Source organism: Streptomyces sp. SLBN-118 (genome assembly GCF_006715635.1).
Classification (GTDB): Bacteria; Actinomycetota; Actinomycetes; order Streptomycetales; family Streptomycetaceae; genus Streptomyces.
Map to the genome: position 1 here is coordinate 3,351,487 of NZ_VFNP01000002.1, position 17,000 is coordinate 3,368,486.

Genomic DNA, 17,000 nt, shown 5'->3' on the forward strand with positions numbered 1-17,000 from the left:
TACGAGCGCGGGCTGACAGGCCGGCCCCAGGATGGAAGACGGCCTGGCCTGAGTACCTGCGCCCAGGTCTCGTGGGGATCGGCACGCAAGCCCGGCCCGGGCGGGCGCTCACGCCATCGCGAGGATCGCTGACGCAGTGACGATCTGCAGCGCGAGCTGGGTGAGGACGAGCGACTTCCGCGCCCGCCTCGCCCAACCACCCGTCGGGTAAAGGATCAGCGCCGCGACTCCCGCCGCTGCGCTCCCCCAGAACGCGTACCACGCCACGCCGGCCAGCGTGTTGTAGCCGGGGGCGCACTCCTCCCCGTAGGTCAGACAGCGCCCGAAGCTCTCGGACATCAGGACAGGGAGCCACGCGACAACCGCGGTCGGGAGCAGCGTCAGCAGCCCGAGGTAGGCCGGACGGCGCCATTGCCGGTCGCTGGTCCGGGCGGGGATGGCTGGAGCGTCACTCATGCCTTCAGTTCGCCACAGACGACACCCGCCCAAGATCCGTTCCGCTACTCATCCGCGTACTCAACTCGCATCACAGGCAGCACAGCACCAGGCGCCCGTCAGTCGGCGTAGTCCTTGAGCTTCTGCGTCTCCAGAGTGATCCCGACCGGGTCGGGGAGATCGACAACGGCGCCGAAGGGACGTGTGGTGATGCTTCGGTACGAGCCGCCCTCCGGTTCGGCATGGACGGTGACCGAGCAGGTGTCACGGTCGACGAGGAGATAGACCGGAATGCCTGCGGCCGCGTAGCCGTCGGGCTTCTCGACGCGGTTGCGCTGGTCGGTGTCCGCATCGCGCGAGGTGACCTCGACGGTCATCAGGACGCCGCCGGGCTCGGCCCACTCGCCCTGGGGGACGAAGTGGTCGATGGGCGCGAGAGCCCCGTCCGAACGAGCCCGCCCTCTGCGGTGCGTCTCGGCCTTCAGGCCTTGCTCGGGGTAGAGGCGATGATCAGGGAGATGCTGCATGCACTGCTCGAGGAGCCACATCATGATGGCTCCATGGACACCGTCCGGCACGGATTTGACCTGGACCTTTCCCTGGATGAACTCCAGCCGCACCATCTCTGGCGAACGGCGGGCTAGTTCCTCGAACTCCTCGACCGACATCTGGGGCCGGGACGGCCGGGGGGTGATCCTCGGGGTCAAGGCGCCGCCTCCTCCCCTCCTCGGTGTCCTGACCGGCGCATCCTGCATGCTCATCCGCGACTCCTCGGCGGCAGTCCTGCCGCGATGCGTGCAGCGTCGGCATGGGCTGCTACATCTGCCGGACGGGGCCCCGGGCGGAACGTGGCCGGGATGTCGTCCTCGTCCTCACTGCGGCAGGCCTCACACATGCCGTTGATCAGCGGCTCGTCCTCCTCGGTCGTGTCGCAGAACATGCAGACCATGACACTGCTCAGCACGGTCTCGCGCTCGCGGGCAGGCTTGGGCGGCATCTTGTCCTCCAGTCGTCGTTTCGCGATCCCCGCCGGGTGGTGGACCGCATCGGGCAGTCCGTCAGTGAGGGCGTGGGTCAGGTGCTTCACGCTCGCGCCGTACTCCAGCCAGGTCGCGGCAAGGGGTTCCAGCCGCTGACAGTCGGCGGCGGAGAGGGTCATGCGGGGGTCGGTACGGCCGAGGGCGGCGAGGGTCCGGTAGGCGGTGGTGCGCTCCGGCCCGGGCTCGGCGGTCGCGGTGGCCGACTCGGCGTTCGTACCGAGGCCCTGGGTGTCGTCGTGGGCGTCGAGCATCACACCGCGTACGCTCCGGCAGAACTCCTGCCACCACTCGGCACTGCGGGCTGTACGCGACCAGTACGTACGCGTCACCCAGCGGACCGCGTCGTCGTCGCGGACCACCTTTTCCTTGATCCGGCGCAGATGGCCTGCGTCCGTGAGTGCCTTGAGCGCACTGCGGATTGCCGCCTGGCCGTAGCCGGCGATGTGTTTGGCGAGGGTCTTGTGGTCCATCGCCGCGCCCTCGGGCAGGCGGTCGATGAAGCCTGCGACGGCCGCTTCACGCTGGGGCAGGTGTACGAAGTCGCCGCTGCGGTGGGGAGGTTCATCGGAAGCGAGGCGCTTGCCGTACCCCGGGCTGGCCATGGGGTGTGCGGGCGTAGGCAGGGCACAGCTAGAGTTGATGTAAGCCACGAGATCGGTCCTTGTCGATCTTGGAGGTCAGACCCCGATTGGTGCTGCTAACACCGGTCGGGGTTGTTTATTGCTGTGAACGCTAGAGGCATATGACAGCGCGTGGCAAGTTGAACACCGAAAGTCAACTCTCGTGGGCATTGCGGGTATTGGGGAGGGTGGGTGGGCTCAACCCACCAACCATTCCTCACAAAGAGGGCTCGGGACTCGGAGCTCAAAGCTTGGAGCTCAAGGGCCGGCTCCATGGGCGAAGTCCCCCTCTCCCACATCCGGCGGCCGATCGGCGCGCGTGTGTTCGACATGACACGACGTCCCCTCTTACTTCATTGCTGACGAAAAAATGTTCGTGGCACCATGCCGTGCATGACCAGCAACGGGGACGGCATACCGAAGCCCGAACAGCCCTTGAGACTCACCGATTTGGCCGATTCCGCAACAGATTCGCCCGCTGTGTGTGCGACACCCACAGCGCCTGTTGGTGATCAACTCGCAGCGGCCCGCAGAGAGTTTGCCGTGTTGCTGGGGGAATTTCGGCGCACCGCGGTGCTGGTGCCGTTCGACGCGTACGGGAGTCTGTGGACCGCGGACCAGGGCGGGGTGCGGTGGATCTGCGCGTTCTCCGACGAGGAGGCGCTGGCTCGGTTTGCGCGTGCGCAGGGGGACGCCGAGCGCGAGTGGACGTACCAAACGATCCTGGGCGCGCGGCTGCTGGACGTGATGGTGCCGATGCTGCCGGGACCCGCAGGCGTGGCGCTCGACGCGGGCAGTGACGAAGGAATGTTGTTCCCGCCGGTCCAGGGCATCGTGCCGGACGCGGTGGCGGTTGATCTCGGGGGGACGGAATGACCGGAAGCGATCCTGATCTCGCGGCGCCGCCGTCGGCGCTGGCGGAGATTGCCAAGGGCATCAACCTCGCGCATTCCGAGCTCAAGGATCTCGGGATGATCGGCGAGGCGTCGGTCGGGCGCGGCTTCTCCGATCTGTCCCTGTCCGGGATGGAGTTGGGGCACAGCGGGCTGACGGCGGAGTTCGAGACGTTCTGCGAGCGCTGGGAGTGGGGGGTGCGGGCGCTGACGTTGCGAGGGAACGGCTTTGCGCAGGCGGTGGGTCTGTCGGCCGGCTCGTTCGCCGAGCAGGAGCAGTACATCAAGGACTCGATCAAGATCGGCGTGAACTCCGTCAACGGGAACCCGCACTTGAGCGAGGACGACGTCAAGGGCATGAGCTGGGACAAGATCAGCACCCAGTCCGCGTTCGACGGTGCTGACTGGAGCCCGGAGTCCTTCTCCGAGGCCCAGAAAGAGGTCAACCAGACCTGGAAGAACACCGGATACGACGTCATGGACGCGGAGATGGACTCGATGGAGCGCTCGGGTCTGATCGATCCGAAGGTGCGCGGGAAGCTGGACGAGCAGCTGCGCGAGACGTTCGATCCGGACCAGCAGACGATCGATCAGGCTGAAGAGCCGCGGTGGGGGGAGCACGGCTGATGCCGGACTGGGGAGGATGGGTCGACAAGGGCATCGATCTTGTCGACAAGGGGGTCGACAAGGCCAAGGAGAAGGTCGGCGAGGGCGTCGACTGGGCAACGGACAAGGTCGGCGAGGGCCTGGACAAGGTCGGCGCCCACGACTGGGCCGACGCCGTCGAGGACTGGGGGGACGAGACCGCCTCATCGCTGGGCGCGGAGGTCGGTGAGCAGCAGCTCGGGCAGACCGAGGAAGCGAATGAGCTGATCCACGGCAATCCCGGGAAGATCGCCGAGACGGTGAAGAACCTGCGGGACTTCAAGACGGCGTTCGACCTGGTCGGCGGCGGGATGAAAAAGCTCGACGCCAGTCACTGGAAGGGCGAGGCTGCCAACGCCTTCCGCGAGAAGTTCCAGACGCTGCCCACCGACTGGCTGCGTGCGGCGGACGCGTTCGAGGACGCCGCGAAGGCACTGGAGACGTACTCCAAGTCGATCACCAGCGCGCAGGGCAAGGCGAAGGAAGCGATCGCCCTGTACAAGGAGGGCAACGAGTCCTCCAAGACGGCCGCGGAGGCGTACAACAAGAAGGTCGACGCGTACAACGACGCCCGCAACGGCGACAACCCGCTGCCCAAGCCCGATCCCTTCTCCGACCCCGGCGAGGCCAAGCGGGAGCGGGCGCAGGAGATCCTCAAGGAGGCGCGCACTCACCGCAACGAAGCCGCGGAGACTGCCAAGAAGGCCGTCACCGCGGCGTTGGCCCACGCCCCGAAGGAACCCCACGGGCGCGAGAAGCTCAAGCTCGAAGCCATGGACTACGCCCTGGGCCAGAGCTTCGAGCTGGCGCATTTCGGCGGTGGCGTCGTCAAGGGCACGGCGGGCCTGCTCAACTTCGTCCGCTCGGTCAACCCGACCGACCCGTACAACCTGACCCACCCGGCGGAGTACTACAAGGGCCTCAACATGACGCTGGCCGGGCTGGCGTCCACGGCCGCCAACCCGGACCGCGCGCTGAAGAACGCGTGGGACGCGGCGAAGGGGGACCCGTCCGAGTTCCTCGGCCGGCTGGTTCCGGAGCTGGTCGGTTCCAAGGGCGCGGGGCTCGTTCGGGGCGGCATCCGCGCCGGCATGCGGAACGGCGTCAAGCACGGACTTGAGGAGGGCGCCGAATCGGCCGCTCGTAAGGGCGTGAACGATCCCGCCAAGCCTTCTCGGCCTCAGGAGGCGGTGGAGAGCAAGGGAACCGACCCTGTCGATCTCGCCACCGGCACCATGTACCTCCCTCAGACGGACGTCACCCTGCCCGGTGTACTACCCCTCGTCTTCCGCCGCCGCTTGGCTTCCGACTACCGGGCGGGCCGCTGGTTCGGCCCCTCCTGGTCGTCCACCGCAGACCAGCGCCTTGAGATCGATTCCGAAGGCATCGTCTTCGTGTGTGAGGACGGCCTGCTGCTTGCCTACCCACATCCGGCACCCGGCGTCCCAGTCATGCCCAGCCACGGGCCGCGCTGGCCCCTGGACCGTGACAACGATGGGGACTTCACGGTCACCGACCCGGACACCGGCCGGGTTTGGCTCTTCAGCACGCGCAGCGCGGATGTTGCCCTGCTGGTTCAGATCGACGACCGCAACGGCAACTGGATCACCTTTGAGTACGACGAGACGGGCACGCCGACCGGGATCGTTCACCACGGTGGCTACCACCTGAAGTTCACTACCGACCAGGGCCGGATCACAGCTTTGCACCTAGCCTGCGCGGCACCGGACGGTACGGACCAGGAGATCCTGAGGTACGGGTACGCTGGCGGCCACCTCACCGAGGTCATCAACTCCTCTGGCCTGCCACTCCGGTTCGCATACGACGAGCGTGCCCGTGTCACCTCCTGGACCGACACCAACGGCAGCCGCTACGAGTACAACTACGACGACCGCGACCGATGCATAGCCGAAGGCGGCACCGAGGGCCACATGGCTCTGCGGCTGGACTACGGCGGCATAGACGCCGAAACCGGTCTGCGCGTCACCACGACAACCACCAGCAGCGGGGGCGTCCACCGCTATCTGATCAACGAAGCCCACCAAGTCGTCGCCGAGATCGACCCGCTGGGCGCGGTAACCCGCTATGAGCGGGACCGCTACAACCGACTGCTCTCAACTACCGACCCGCTCGACCACCACGCGCAGTTTGACTACGACGAAGCCGGGAACCTCGTTCGCGTCACCCGCCCCGACGGGCGGGAGTCCCGAACCGAGTACAACGACCTCGGTTTGCCCCTCAAGGTGAACGGCTTTGACGGCACGTCCCGGCGCCATGCCTATGACGAGCGCGGCAACTGCATCTCGGTGACCAGCCCAGCGGGCCAGACCACCCGCTTCACGTACGACGAAGGGGGACGACTCACCGCGATCACTGATCCGCTCGGCCACCGCACCACCGTCGCCTATGACAGTGCCGGACTCCCCATCCGGATCACCGACCCGCTCGGCGCGATGACGAGGTATGAACGCGATGCCTTCGGTCGGCCGATCACCGTGATCGACCCGCTCGGCGCAATTACTCGAATGGAATGGACCGTGGAGGGCAGGCTCGCAAGCCGCACCGCACCCGACCAGACCAGAGCAACGTGGACCTATGACGGCGAAGGCAACTGTGTGACCCACACCGACGCCTTGGGCTCCCTTACGCGCTTCGAGTACGGCCACTTCGATCTGCTCACCGCCCGCACCACGCCCGATGGGACGCGCTACGAGTTCGAGCACGACGCGGAGCTGAGACTGACGCAGGTACTCAACCCGCTCGGACTCCAGTGGATTTACGCCTATGACCCTGCGGGCAACCTGATCCGCGAGACTGACTTCGACGACCGCGTCCTCACGTACGAGCACGACGCGGCCGGCCGCCTCACGTCGCGCACCAACACCCTTGGCCAGTCGATCGTCTTCGAGCGCAACGAACTTGGCCAGGTCATTCGCAAGAATGTGGACGGGCAGGTCACCACCTTCGTATATGACGTCACCGACCAACTCGCCCAAGCCGATGGCCCCGACACCACCCTCTCCCTGCTGCGGGACCGATACGGCCGCCTACGCTCGGAGACGGTCAACGGGCGGGCGACGACACATGTATATGACGAACTCGGCCGCCGCATCGGACGCACCACGCCCTCCGGTGCAGTCAGCACCTGGACTTACGACGCTGTCGGCCGCCGCGCGGAACTTACGACCTCCGGCCGCACGCTGGCCTTCACCTACGACGCCGCGGGCCACGAGACCGCACGCCAGGTCGGTGACTCGCTGACCCTCGCGAGCACATTCGACGAGGTTGGACGTCTGGTGGACCAGGCGGTAAGCGGTCGGTGTGGCAAAACCTTGAGCCACCGTGCCTATCGCTACCGCGCCGACGGAACTCTCAACGGTGTCGACGACCAACTGCGCGGTACCCGCACGTTCGACCTGGACATGGTGGGTCGAGTCACCGCGGTCCGGGCCGCAGGATGGACGGAACGCTACGCCTACGACGAGGTTGGCAATCAGACCACGGCCTCATGGCCCGTGGGGCACCCCGGTCAGGAGGCGGTCGGAGCACGTGCATACCAAGGCACCCGCATCACCCGCGCCGGGAACGTGCGCTACGAACACGACGCCCTCGGCCGCGTCACGCTCCGGCAGAAGAGTCGGCTCTCGCGCAAACCAGACACCTGGCGCTACGAATGGGATGCCGAAGACCGCCTGACCACCGTGACCACTCCCGACGGCACTCAATGGCGCTACACTTATGACCCCCTGGGCCGTCGCACCGTCAAAATGCGGATGGCAGCCGACGGCCACACGGTCGTCGAGCGTGTCGCCTTCGCCTGGGACGGCACCACCCTGTGCGAAGAAACCACCACATCACCGCAGTTGCCAAACTCCGTCACCCTCACATGGGACCACGAAGGGCTGCACCCACTCGCCCAAACCGAACGCATCACGGCTGCCGCCGATGCGCCCCAGCCCGAGATTGACTCTCGCTTCTTCGCCATTGTCACCGACCTCGTCGGTACACCGACGGATTTGGTCGACGAGAACGGAAGCCTCGCCTGGCACGCCCGCTCGACCCTCTGGGGCACAACCACCTGGGCAGCAGACGGCATCGCGTACACGCCCCTTCGCTTTCCCGGTCAGTACTACGATCCCGAGACGGGCCTGCACCACAACTACTTCCGCACGTACGACCCCGAAACCGCTCGCTACCTCACGCCGGATCCCCTCGGTCTCACCCCGGCACCCAACCCGGCCACCTACGTCCACAACCCAACGGGGTGGACGGACTTTCTTGGCCTCGCCCCGGACTACAACGACTCAGTCCCCATCTACCGCACCCCCAAGGCGGCTCACGCACAGTACGAACTCGACCACGGACCAAATCCCGCGAACCATCAGCCCGGCGTCGACATCGGGGGCGGCATCCTCTCGGACGGGAAAATCTACTTCGGCGAACGCGGGGTAGCTGCTGAGTACGCAGGGCCCAACGGACTCAACTTCGCCAAGGGCATGGTTCAGTACGATATGCACCCGTCTTTCCTCTCCGAATTCGCCGAACATGCGAAGGTGCACGACCGTAATGGCCCGGGCGGAGCTGTCAGGCTTGAGTTTGAAGTCCCTGTGGATAAACTGGACAGGTTCAACGAACTGACCCGTCATAGATCTTGGGTCCGGATATATGGAGATCCCTAATGCCGCGGTTGGTGAATCACCAGGAAGTCGACGTCACGATCACGGCCGTCGCCCCCGTCGGATCACGAGTCGACGCCGACGGCATCATCGGCTTCATCGACCAGGTCAAACATCCCTCCTGGTGGTCCGCGGAAGAAGCACCTCCGCAGGTCGGCGATCACCTGCACGCAGTTGTCCTGGACGACTCCAGAACCCCTCCCCGGCTCAGCGCACTCCAGAAGGACATCGACATCGCGCGGGAGCTGCGCAAGCGCGCGTGAAGCTCTGGCGCATTCCGTCCACCCTCGCCGCTGCTGACCTCTGGGGTACATACCTCACGGATGCGGATCGGGGTGTGCATGGGCTGGGGATCTGCTCCACCCTCAGAGAGGTTGACCGGGCGTTCGACGACGACTTCGTGGATGTGGTCGACGGCGGAGGCTTGTCGCTGCGCCAGGACAACGGTTCCCCGAGTCGTCGTTCAACACAGAGAAGGAACTCGCGTCTCTGATCCAGCTTCGACTGTGCAGACATTCGAGAAAAGCACGAGCGTCAACGGAATGAGTGCCGGGTACCGTCTCGTTGTCGATTCCACGGACGGAAATTGCATCACGTTCTTCCCCGCAGGAAAGAGTTACACGCCGTGATCAAAATTAGATTCTCGGTACGCCCCGACCAGGGTGAAAATAGCGGGTTCGACCTCGGTGACATGGAGTTCTCCGGCGATCTGGGGCGAGTTGGTTCAACGGGCCGCACGCCCGACCAGGGGATGATGATCTATCTTTCCGTATCCCTACTCCTCGACACGTTTCGCCTTTTCCTGGAAGGAAGCCAGAGCGTATTCAGCTACACAGGTGCCGACACGTCATTCAATGTCCGTGTCCGCCGGATCAAGAAGGGTAGGCTTTCCGTTTTCCTCAATAAGGAACCCGTAACCAATGCTAGCCAAGCCGAATTGAGTAACGCGCTACTGGTCGCCGCCGAAGAATTCTTGGCAGAGGTATTGGACCTTCCCGAAACCGACGTTGCCAGAATCGACTACCTCGGCGCGCTCGAACGATTTCGACCTCTGGTCGACCCGACGCATCCTAAGACGCGACACGCGTGAGGCAACCTCGCCAGAGAACCCACCAGGCTCGAGAACGGCGCTGGTGAATCACGGGGAAATCGACGTAACGATCACCACCGCCGCCGTCGGATCACGAGTCGACGCGGACGGCGTCATCGACGAGGTCACGGATGTATCCAATTCACTCCGTCACAGATATCGCAATTCGCGGCGGAGGCGTACAAGCATGGCCGAGGCCAGCAGGATTCAGATCCATTCCGTCGAAGAGTCGAATGAGGCCGGAGGCATCTGCATCGCAAGGTGTGTCGGCGGGGTTGCACGGGTCGGGCAGGCTTTCGCCGTGGAGGGTGATTCGCAAACCAACCGCCCCGAACTGCGCGTCACTTTGGATCAAATCGAGCGGTACACCGGAGTATTTGTGGAGTTTTTCGATCCTCCGCATGCAGCCAGAATTTATCTCTCAGGGGAATCCGTCGGAGCGCTGAGCAGAGGATCTATCGTCGTTTCCTCGGCGTCAGGTACGCACGTTTCGCAGTAGCCGCCAAATCCACCCATCGCAGCGCCAGTTCGGCCCAGACTGCCGTCTTACCGACGACGCCTTCGGCGGTGCCCCATCCCTGGCGACTACGCGGCCACAGGAGCTGCGGCGCCTTCCCACTGAGCGGATCCGCATTCCATATCGCTGGCAGATCGCTGCCGCAAAAGACACGGCGAAATCACCCTCGCGCACAATGTTGTTCTCCTGGCAGCTCTCACAGCGCCGGAACACCACCTCATGGGTGAAACCATTGGGGCGAGCAAACCCCGCCCCGTCCAACGCATCGGCGACCGCCGGCCACGAGCTGATGTCAGGGCAATAACCAGTCGACTGGTTACTGACCCAAGTGACCGCCCAATGACCCGACTCGCGACTGAAGCCCATCTCGCCTCACTCAAAACCCGGCCGCCACCTGCACATGCCACGTGCTCACTACGCCGCGACGCCAGCCGCAGCCCGGCGTCCAAGTCGATGACGAACGTGAACGGCTCGTCCAGCTCCGCCTTTGCGCGTTCAGAAGCCCAGCCCTCGAAGTCGGACACCGAATGGATCATCTGGCTCTCGCTGCCAAGCCTGACCATAGCCCTCAGATCAGCGGGCCAAACATAACGATAAATCCGCCCCGTATTCACACAAGCCAACCTAACCCACGTGTAAGCAACTCACCTCGCGGTGGGTGAGCCACCAATGGCCCGGGGTGATGACCGGCGAGGAATTAAAGGGTTCACCGCCGCGGCAGTTCTGCCCAGACCGTCTTGCCGACGTCGCGGTCCGCCGTGCCCCACGCCGTGGCGAGTGCGTCGACCAGGAGCAGGCCGCGGCCCGTCTCCGAGTCGGGGGTTGGTGGCCTCGGGGACGGTTCGCGGTCGGCTCGGGCGTCCGAGACCTCGATGCGGAGGGTCATCGGGCTGAGCGTGAGGCGCAGTTCGAAGTCGCGGCCCTGGACGCGGGCGTGGGTGACCGCGTTCGCGCTCAGCTCGGCGACGATCAGGGCGGCCGAGTCGGAGAGGTCGCTGCCGTAGGGGATGCCCCAGCCGTTGAGCTGGTGGACAGCGAGGTGGCGGGCCACGCGGGCGCCCCGGCGGGTGGCGCTGAAGCGTTGGGTGAACTCGGACGTGGGGGTGGTGATTTCAGCTTTCACGTCACTGAGCGTGGCCGGTTCGCCGTACCCTGACCAGGAGTGAAATGGAGACTCTGGGTAACTGTACGGGCACGGACGGCAGGCTGTACGGAACGTCGGTCGTGTCCCGAGAAGGCGGTACGGCATGACGGAAGAGCGGCCGGAGCGGCCGGCTGAAGTGGACGGGACAGCGCACCTCTTCAGGGCGCTCGGCAAGCAAATCAAGGTGTTGCGGGAGCAGGCGGGGCTGAGCCAGCGGGAGTTGGGGGTTGCCGCGCACTGCGGCGAGGATCTGATCTCGTCGATCGAGCGTGGTGTACGGACGCCGCAGCCCGACTTCCTTGAGCGGGTGGATGGGTTACTGGCTGCGGGGGGCGTGCTGGAAGCAGCCGTCGAGGACGTACGGGAGGCTCAGGCGAAGGCGCGGACGCGGCATCCGGACTGGTTCCGGGATTATGCGCGAGCCGAGGCGGACGCTGTCTCTCTGCACATCTACAGCAATCAGGCTGTCCCTGGGCTGCTTCAGACCGAGGAGTATGCGCGCGCCATCTTCACCCAACGGCGGCCGCTGCTCGACGAGGAGACCATCGAGAAGCGGGTGGCGGACAGGCTGGCCCGGCAGCAGATCTTCGAGCGGTGGCCCGCGCCGACTTTCAGCCATGTGCTGGAGGAGGCGGTGCTGCAACGACCGATCGGTGGGAATACCGTCCATCAGCACCAGTTGCGGCAGCTGCTGCGCATCGGACGACTGCGGACCGTGGAGTTCCAGGTGATGCCGACCGACCGCGAGGAACATCCCAGCATGGACGGTGCGTTCACTCTGCTGACACCCAAGGGGCGGCAGCAGGCGGCGTACACGGAGGTCCAGGGGTACTCGAGGCTGGTCACCGAACCCGACGAAGTCCGTGTCTTCGCCGAACGTTATGGGATCATCCGAGCGCAGGCTCTCACGCCCCGTGAGTCATTGGCCCTGATCGAGAAGATGCTGGGAGAACGATGAACACCGAGCAGCTCCACTGGTTCAAGAGCAGTTACAGCGGTGGCGAGGGCGGCGAGTGCCTGGAGGTCGCCACCACCCCCACCGCCATCCGCATCCGGGACTCCAAAGTCACCGACGGCCCCCAGCTCGCCGTCACCCCCGCCACCTGGTCCGCCTTCCTCGCGCACCCCGCGCTGCTCCCTCTGGACTAGCCCGCACGCGTGTCTCCCGTGCGCGGCCCTCCCGTGTCGGCAGGCTCGGGGGGCGTGACCACATCACGACTGATCGCTGTCGCCGTACTGACCGCCGCCGCACTGTTCCCCGCCTACGCAATGTATGGGCCGCGCACCGGGGCGCCCACCGTGCAGGCGCCCGGTGCGGTCGGGGGCCGCGGCGACTGTCCGTACGGCAGGCAGTCGGCGGCTGACACCCACTCGGCGTCCTTCGGGTGCCGGGTCGACGCGTAGACCAGCTGGACGATGCGGCGCGGCTCATCCACGAGGTGGCGCGCACGGCAGCCGTCACTTCAAGAGCCGGGCCGCGATGTCGGCGGCCTCCTTGCGCTTGTGGTCGTGCCGGGCCGTCGCGAGGTACAGGTCCTCGCCGTCCCGGCGCGTGATGTGGGGACGGCGACCGCTCCCCAAGATCACATATCGTGTAGCCATGGCCATGCCACCTCCCCACCAGTCACCCGGTCCGTACGGACCTCCACAGCCCAACCCCTACGCCCAGCAGCCCTATCCGCACCCGCCCTACCCGCAGCAGGGATATCCGGGGCAGGGATATCCGGGGCAGCAGGGTTACCCGGGGCAGGCGGGGCCGGGCGGGTGGGGACAGCCGCCGACGGGGCCGCCGCAGCGCAAGAATCACGCCTGGCTGATCGTCGGTATCACTCTCGGGGCGATGGCCCTGCTTTTCGCTCTTTCCTACATCGGCAACATGGGCAGCGACTCCGAGCGCCCGGCCACGGCGTTTCCCGAGGCCGAGTACCGGCTCACGGTTCCGAAGACCCTCCTGGCCAACGAGTACAGGCTGGTCAAGGACGGGTCGGCGGACGCCGACGCCGAGGCTCAGAGGAAGGGTTACGGGGCCGGTCCGGATGCCCGCAATGTGAAAGCGGTCGTCGGCTCGTACACCGGTACCGCCACCGATGCCGCGCGCGGCGTCGTACTCACCGGCGTGTACGGGCAGTTCAACCATCCGGCTCAGGCACGCGACAGTCTGCTCGACGGCATGAGAAAAGCCGAAGGGATGGACGAACCCAAGCCGCCGAAGACCATCACGCCACCCGGCTCGGACGTCGACATGACCTGCACGGTCATGCTTTCCACGGACAAGGACGGGACCTCCACCGTCCCGGTGTGCGCCTGGGGCGACGGCAATACGGCGGCCTACGTCGCCTTCCTCACCCCCGCGTCCGCCAAGCAGGACCCGGACACCGTCGACCTCAACACCACCGCTCAGCAGACGCTGAAGATACGGAACGAGATACGCCGACCTATCGGCTGAACGCATTCGGGGCAGCCGGAGTTGGGCTCCATCCTCTACGCAGCCTCCCGATCGGCCAGGGAGCAGAGACCCGGTCGGCGCAGGGGATTGTGGCCGTCGGGCCTGTGTTCGCCCGTACCAGATTCCGTACGTACGGGAAGGGGCCGGCCGATGCCTACTCGGTGTCCTTGGGGTGCCGGGTCGACGCGTAGACCTCGTCGCCGCGTTTGGGGGTCACGGCGCGACCACCTCGCCGTGGTCCTCGTCCGGCAGCCGACGCGTGAGCTGCTTGGTCAGCTCGGGGTCAGCCAGAATCCGGGCTGTCGCGCGCCATTCGACGATGACCCGGTGGAGGTTGGCGTGGACGTCCAAATGGACGGCATCGTGCGTGGCGTCGACGAGATCCCGCACGAATTTCCGCACTTCGTCGTCAGACAGGTGGCGCACCCAGGGGAAGACCGACGGCAGCGCGAGCAATATGGCCCGCGCCCCGCCGTCGGAGCCGATCAGCGCCGCGAAGAGCCGCGCCGTGATGTCGGCGGTCTCCTCGCGCTCACGGTCGTGCCGGGCCGTCGTGAGGTACATGTCCTCACCGTCCCGGCGCGTGATGTGCAGCCGGTGTGCCTTGTCGAGCTTCTCGGCGACATGCTTCGAATTCTTGGAGAGCTCGGAGAACGTGACCGTAGGCATCAGCATGTCCCGACCGCACTTCGGAACGTATTCCGAAGTCAATGATTCACAGGTACTGCCCGAACTCGTCCAGCGCCCGCAGTACCTCCGACTCCCCCGCCGGCGGCAACTGCAGCACCACCTCCTCCACGCCCAGTTCCTCGTAGTGAGCCAGCTTCCCCGGCGACGGCAGGACCGCGTACGGAACCACCTGAAGCTGCTCCGGGTCCCGGCCCGCCGACTCCCATGCCTCCCGTAGCACCGGGAGCGACTGGGTCAGGCCCCGGCCGCCGATCGGGAGCCAGCCGTCCGCGTAATCCGCGATGTGCGCGAAGAGCTTCGGGCCCGCCGCTCCGCCGACGAGCGTGCGCGGGCCGCTGACCGGCTTGGGGTAGGCGTACGAGGCCCGTACGGAACCGAACTCGCCCTTGTACGGGGTCGGTTCGGGCGCCCACAGCGCGCGCATCAGTGCCATCCGGTCCCGGGTCAGTTCGCGGCGCGTCGTCCATTCCACCCCGTGGTCCGCGGCCTCTTCCCGGTTCCAGCCGAAGCCGACGCCCAGCGTGAAGCGACCGCCCGACAGGTGGTCGAGGGTCGCGATCTGCTTGGCCAGGTCGATCGGGTCGTGCTCGGCGACGAGCGTGATGCCCGTGCCCAGGCCGAGCTGCGAGGTGACCGCCGCCGCCTGGCCCAGGGCGACGAAGGGGTCGAGGACCCGGCCGTACTCGGGCGGCAGTACGCCGCCCGCGGGGTAAGGGGTCGTGCGTTCCACCGGGATATGGGTGTGCTCCGGCAGGTAGAGCCCGCCGAATCCGCGCTCCTCAAGCTCGCCCGCCAGCCGCACCGGCGTGATCGTCTCGTCCGTCAGGAAGATCGTGGTCGAGATCCGCATACGGAACCTTCCGTCATCGACTCTGGTGACGGCTCAAACGTATGCCGTACGGTGCCCCATGCCGAGAGCCCGGCATCAACGGGGAGGATCCACATCATGATGCGACTGCGCGTCGCCACCACCGGACTTGTGCTGTCCGGAGCACTGCTGGCCGGGGCGCCCGCCGCCTCGGCGGCGTACACACCCACCGCGGCCGTCACCCAGCAGAACATCGCAGCCGCCCAGCGGGAAGCCGGTGCCGCCGTCGCGAGGACGTCGACCACCAGCACCGTGAGCACCAGCACCGTGAGCACCAGCACGGTGAGCACCGTCAGCAAGGACCGCAAGAAGAGCAAGAAGAAGAAAAAGAAGAAGAGCGGCCTCTCGGCCGGTCTGGTCATCGGCCTGATCATCGGCATCGCCGTCCTCGTCATCATCGCGATGCTGCTCATGAGGCGGAATCGGAGCAGCGACTAGGTCAGGGTCCGGAGACTCGCTCGGCCTGCCCGGACGATCGTCCGGGCAGGCCGCGGTCGCCGCACGGAATCATCACGATTCGGCCTAATCCTCGCCCAGGACTAACCAACCGCTTAGCATGATGCCTCCTACGGGTGGCGCCGGCGTCCGACGTCGGCGGTTGATCTCCGCGCTGCTGGAGGGCACCATGCACACCAGTCCCGTCTCCGTTCTCCCCGTCCCCGGTCTCGTAGACGCCTCGCCTCTCGAGCTCTTCGACCACGCCTGCCGGAGCCTGCTCGGGCGTGGTACGGAGTTCAGCGACACCGTCCACGGCAAGATCCGCGCCGAGGTGCCGTACTACGCCGACCCCGTACTCGCGCCGCCGGACCTGCGCATGTGCGTGAGGAGAGGCGTCCGCCACGCGCTGGAGGCCACGCTCGATCCGGACAGGATCGTGGATGTCGAGCGGTTCACCAGAGAGCTCGGCATACGGCGCGCCGAACAGGGCCGCCCCCTCGACGAGGTGCTGCACGCCTACCGGGTCGCCGGCCAGGGCGTCTGGAGCGGGATCGTCGGCGTCGTGGAGCGGGACGACTTCGGCGGTGCGCGGCATCTGGTGCACGTGGCCGAGCTGGTGTGGAAGACCAACGACCGCGACGCCGTGTTGGTGGCCGACGCCTACCGCCAGGTCGCCAAGGGCCTCGCCAGCCGGCAGGGGGAACGGGTCCGCCTCATCCTCGCCGCGCTGCTGGAGAGCCGCAACGAACCCGAGTTCACACGCGACGCGGCGGCGATCCTCGATCTGCCGCTCGACGGACGATTCGCGGTGGCGTTGGTGAGAGCCACGCAGTCGTACGGCCGCACCCCGGAAGGCGTCCCCGAGATTCGCGGCATCCGGATCCTGCGCCACACCTGCAGACAGGGCGATGTGCTCGTCGCCCACCTGGGCGATCGCCCCCTCGACGCGCTCGCGTCCGGACTGGACGCAGGCCCTGGGCTCCGCATCGGGATCAGCCCCGTCGTCCAGGGGCTGGACAGCCTGCCCCGAGCGCGTGACATGGCCGGACTCGCCCTGGGCACCTGCCGCGCCGACGGCGAGATCGCCCGGCTCGACGCCCGCCTCCCGGACGGGCTGCTGATCTCGCGGCCCGACCTGTCAGCCGAGCTGGCCCATATGGTGCTGCGGCCCCTGTACGACCTGGACCCCGCCGACCGCGACACGCTGTTCGACACGCTTCGCATCTGGATCGAGAACGGCGGTTCCGCCGCGCAGGCCGCCAGGCACATGTACTGCCATCGCAACACCGTCCTCAACCGCCTGCGCCGCTTCGAGCAGCTCACCGGCCTGGTTCTGTCCCGCCCCCGCGATCTGGTGCAACTCACCCTCGCGCTCGACGCCCACCGCCTGTTCGGGCCGACCGCCGCGCTCGGCACCGGCGGCACCGGCGGCATTGGCGGCACGGGCGGCACCCTTCCGCCACCGAACACGAGTACATGGGCATCAGCACACTGATCT

Annotated in this window: 19 protein-coding genes and 1 pseudogene; 12 read left to right on the forward strand and 8 right to left on the reverse strand. The window is 66.5% G+C overall.

Annotated elements, in window-relative coordinates; all coding sequences use genetic code 11:
• Nucleotides 1-108: 108 nt before the first annotated feature.
• The 3 genes from FBY35_RS33725 to FBY35_RS33735 form a co-directional block, all read right to left on the reverse strand.
• Nucleotides 109-456 carry a hypothetical protein gene (locus FBY35_RS33725; protein WP_142217694.1) on the reverse strand — a complete coding sequence of 116 codons (348 nt, stop codon included), beginning with the start codon at nucleotides 454-456 and terminating at the stop codon, nucleotides 109-111.
• 98 nt (nucleotides 457-554) lie between these two features.
• Nucleotides 555-1,103, reverse strand: coding sequence for a Uma2 family endonuclease (locus tag FBY35_RS33730; RefSeq protein WP_142218313.1), 549 nt, complete (start codon nucleotides 1,101-1,103; stop codon nucleotides 555-557).
• An 89-nt stretch (nucleotides 1,104-1,192) separates the two neighbouring features.
• Nucleotides 1,193-2,077 carry a hypothetical protein gene (locus FBY35_RS33735; protein WP_142217695.1) on the reverse strand — a complete coding sequence of 295 codons (885 nt, stop codon included), beginning with the start codon at nucleotides 2,075-2,077 and terminating at the stop codon, nucleotides 1,193-1,195.
• Between the two features lie 411 nt (nucleotides 2,078-2,488).
• On the opposite strand from FBY35_RS33735, the gene FBY35_RS33740 reads away from it, so the two are divergent.
• The 6 genes from FBY35_RS33740 to FBY35_RS36300 all read left to right on the forward strand — a co-directional run bounded on the left by FBY35_RS33740 (nucleotide 2,489) and on the right by FBY35_RS36300 (nucleotide 9,898).
• Nucleotides 2,489-2,971 (forward strand): SseB family protein, encoded by a 483-nt coding sequence (locus tag FBY35_RS33740; protein WP_186357130.1) that lies wholly within the window; start codon nucleotides 2,489-2,491, stop codon nucleotides 2,969-2,971.
• Entirely contained in the window at nucleotides 2,968-3,615 is a 648-nt protein-coding gene (locus FBY35_RS33745) for a hypothetical protein (RefSeq protein ID WP_142217696.1), read from the forward strand. The genes FBY35_RS33740 and FBY35_RS33745 overlap by 4 nt, the downstream gene beginning before the upstream one ends.
• Nucleotides 3,615-8,312: a putative T7SS-secreted protein gene (locus tag FBY35_RS33750; protein WP_142217697.1), complete on the forward strand. Its 4,698-nt coding sequence runs from the start codon at nucleotides 3,615-3,617 to the stop codon at nucleotides 8,310-8,312. Before FBY35_RS33745 ends, FBY35_RS33750 begins: the two co-directional genes overlap by 1 nt.
• 11 nt (nucleotides 8,313-8,323) lie before the next feature.
• A complete protein-coding gene (locus FBY35_RS33755; protein ID WP_260848902.1) occupies nucleotides 8,324-8,572 on the forward strand; it encodes a hypothetical protein in 249 nt (82 codons plus the stop codon).
• Nucleotides 8,573-8,934: 362 nt separating this feature from the next.
• Nucleotides 8,935-9,399, forward strand: coding sequence for a hypothetical protein (locus tag FBY35_RS33760; protein WP_142217699.1), 465 nt, complete (start codon nucleotides 8,935-8,937; stop codon nucleotides 9,397-9,399).
• Between the two features lie 187 nt (nucleotides 9,400-9,586).
• A complete protein-coding gene (locus tag FBY35_RS36300) occupies nucleotides 9,587-9,898 on the forward strand; it encodes a hypothetical protein (protein WP_160159363.1) in 312 nt (103 codons plus the stop codon).
• 124 nt (nucleotides 9,899-10,022) lie between these two features.
• Here FBY35_RS36300 and FBY35_RS37635 read toward each other — a convergent pair.
• Nucleotides 10,023-10,479: pseudogene (locus FBY35_RS37635) on the reverse strand (hypothetical protein); the annotation flags it as partial.
• 143 nt (nucleotides 10,480-10,622) lie between these two features.
• Nucleotides 10,623-11,039 carry an ATP-binding protein gene (locus tag FBY35_RS33770; protein WP_260848903.1) on the reverse strand — a complete coding sequence of 139 codons (417 nt, stop codon included), beginning with the start codon at nucleotides 11,037-11,039 and terminating at the stop codon, nucleotides 10,623-10,625.
• A gap of 124 nt (nucleotides 11,040-11,163) precedes the next feature.
• On the opposite strand from FBY35_RS33770, the gene FBY35_RS33775 reads away from it, so the two are divergent.
• From FBY35_RS33775 to FBY35_RS36305, 3 genes are read left to right on the forward strand one after another with little or no spacing between them, the layout of a single operon-like run.
• The gene (locus FBY35_RS33775; RefSeq protein WP_142217701.1) at nucleotides 11,164-12,018 is read left to right on the forward strand and encodes a helix-turn-helix transcriptional regulator; all 855 of its coding nucleotides are present in this window, start codon (nucleotides 11,164-11,166) and stop codon (nucleotides 12,016-12,018) included.
• Nucleotides 12,015-12,209 (forward strand): DUF397 domain-containing protein, encoded by a 195-nt coding sequence (locus tag FBY35_RS33780; protein WP_142217702.1) that lies wholly within the window; start codon nucleotides 12,015-12,017, stop codon nucleotides 12,207-12,209. Before FBY35_RS33775 ends, FBY35_RS33780 begins: the two co-directional genes overlap by 4 nt.
• 54 nt (nucleotides 12,210-12,263) lie before the next feature.
• Complete coding sequence (locus FBY35_RS36305) at nucleotides 12,264-12,464, forward strand: hypothetical protein (RefSeq protein ID WP_160159364.1); 201 nt, start codon at nucleotides 12,264-12,266, stop codon at nucleotides 12,462-12,464.
• A 54-nt stretch (nucleotides 12,465-12,518) separates the two neighbouring features.
• On the opposite strand, the gene FBY35_RS36310 is transcribed toward FBY35_RS36305, so the two are convergent.
• Nucleotides 12,519-12,662: a hypothetical protein gene (locus tag FBY35_RS36310; protein WP_160159365.1), complete on the reverse strand. Its 144-nt coding sequence runs from the start codon at nucleotides 12,660-12,662 to the stop codon at nucleotides 12,519-12,521.
• On the opposite strand from FBY35_RS36310, the gene FBY35_RS33785 reads away from it, so the two are divergent.
• Nucleotides 12,661-13,506 carry a hypothetical protein gene (locus FBY35_RS33785; protein WP_142217703.1) on the forward strand — a complete coding sequence of 282 codons (846 nt, stop codon included), beginning with the start codon at nucleotides 12,661-12,663 and terminating at the stop codon, nucleotides 13,504-13,506. The genes FBY35_RS36310 and FBY35_RS33785 overlap by 2 nt on opposite strands.
• Nucleotides 13,507-13,719: 213 nt before the next feature.
• On the opposite strand, the gene FBY35_RS33790 is transcribed toward FBY35_RS33785, so the two are convergent.
• Together FBY35_RS33790 and FBY35_RS33795 are read right to left on the reverse strand one after the other, a co-directional pair.
• The gene (locus tag FBY35_RS33790; RefSeq protein ID WP_260848904.1) at nucleotides 13,720-14,175 is read right to left on the reverse strand and encodes a prevent-host-death family protein; all 456 of its coding nucleotides are present in this window, start codon (nucleotides 14,173-14,175) and stop codon (nucleotides 13,720-13,722) included.
• Between the two features lie 46 nt (nucleotides 14,176-14,221).
• Nucleotides 14,222-15,046: an LLM class F420-dependent oxidoreductase gene (locus FBY35_RS33795; protein WP_142217705.1), complete on the reverse strand. Its 825-nt coding sequence runs from the start codon at nucleotides 15,044-15,046 to the stop codon at nucleotides 14,222-14,224.
• A 96-nt stretch (nucleotides 15,047-15,142) separates the two neighbouring features.
• On the opposite strand from FBY35_RS33795, the gene FBY35_RS33800 reads away from it, so the two are divergent.
• Nucleotides 15,143-15,502, forward strand: coding sequence for a hypothetical protein (locus FBY35_RS33800; RefSeq protein WP_142217706.1), 360 nt, complete (start codon nucleotides 15,143-15,145; stop codon nucleotides 15,500-15,502).
• A gap of 187 nt (nucleotides 15,503-15,689) precedes the next feature.
• Nucleotides 15,690-16,997 (forward strand): CdaR family transcriptional regulator, encoded by a 1,308-nt coding sequence (locus tag FBY35_RS33805; RefSeq protein WP_142217707.1) that lies wholly within the window; start codon nucleotides 15,690-15,692, stop codon nucleotides 16,995-16,997.
• The last annotated feature ends 3 nt before the right edge of the window (nucleotides 16,998-17,000 follow it).

Coding starts and splice junctions, on each gene's coding strand:
- FBY35_RS33725 (WP_142217694.1), bottom strand. CDS start 456: ATGAGTGACGCTCCAGCCATCCCCGCCCGGACCAGCGACCGGCAATGG.
- FBY35_RS33730 (WP_142218313.1), bottom strand. CDS start 1,103: ATGTCGGTCGAGGAGTTCGAGGAACTAGCCCGCCGTTCGCCAGAGATG.
- FBY35_RS33735 (WP_142217695.1), bottom strand. CDS start 2,077: ATGGCCAGCCCGGGGTACGGCAAGCGCCTCGCTTCCGATGAACCTCCC.
- FBY35_RS33740 (WP_186357130.1), top strand. CDS start 2,489: ATGACCAGCAACGGGGACGGCATACCGAAGCCCGAACAGCCCTTGAGA.
- FBY35_RS33745 (WP_142217696.1), top strand. CDS start 2,968: ATGACCGGAAGCGATCCTGATCTCGCGGCGCCGCCGTCGGCGCTGGCG.
- FBY35_RS33750 (WP_142217697.1), top strand. CDS start 3,615: ATGCCGGACTGGGGAGGATGGGTCGACAAGGGCATCGATCTTGTCGAC.
- FBY35_RS36300 (WP_160159363.1), top strand. CDS start 9,587: ATGGCCGAGGCCAGCAGGATTCAGATCCATTCCGTCGAAGAGTCGAAT.
- FBY35_RS33775 (WP_142217701.1), top strand. CDS start 11,164: ATGACGGAAGAGCGGCCGGAGCGGCCGGCTGAAGTGGACGGGACAGCG.
- FBY35_RS33780 (WP_142217702.1), top strand. CDS start 12,015: ATGAACACCGAGCAGCTCCACTGGTTCAAGAGCAGTTACAGCGGTGGC.
- FBY35_RS33785 (WP_142217703.1), top strand. CDS start 12,661: ATGGCCATGCCACCTCCCCACCAGTCACCCGGTCCGTACGGACCTCCA.
- FBY35_RS36310 (WP_160159365.1), bottom strand. CDS start 12,662: ATGGCTACACGATATGTGATCTTGGGGAGCGGTCGCCGTCCCCACATC.
- FBY35_RS33790 (WP_260848904.1), bottom strand. CDS start 14,175: ATGCCTACGGTCACGTTCTCCGAGCTCTCCAAGAATTCGAAGCATGTC.
- FBY35_RS33795 (WP_142217705.1), bottom strand. CDS start 15,046: ATGCGGATCTCGACCACGATCTTCCTGACGGACGAGACGATCACGCCG.
- FBY35_RS33800 (WP_142217706.1), top strand. CDS start 15,143: ATGATGCGACTGCGCGTCGCCACCACCGGACTTGTGCTGTCCGGAGCA.
- FBY35_RS33805 (WP_142217707.1), top strand. CDS start 15,690: ATGCACACCAGTCCCGTCTCCGTTCTCCCCGTCCCCGGTCTCGTAGAC.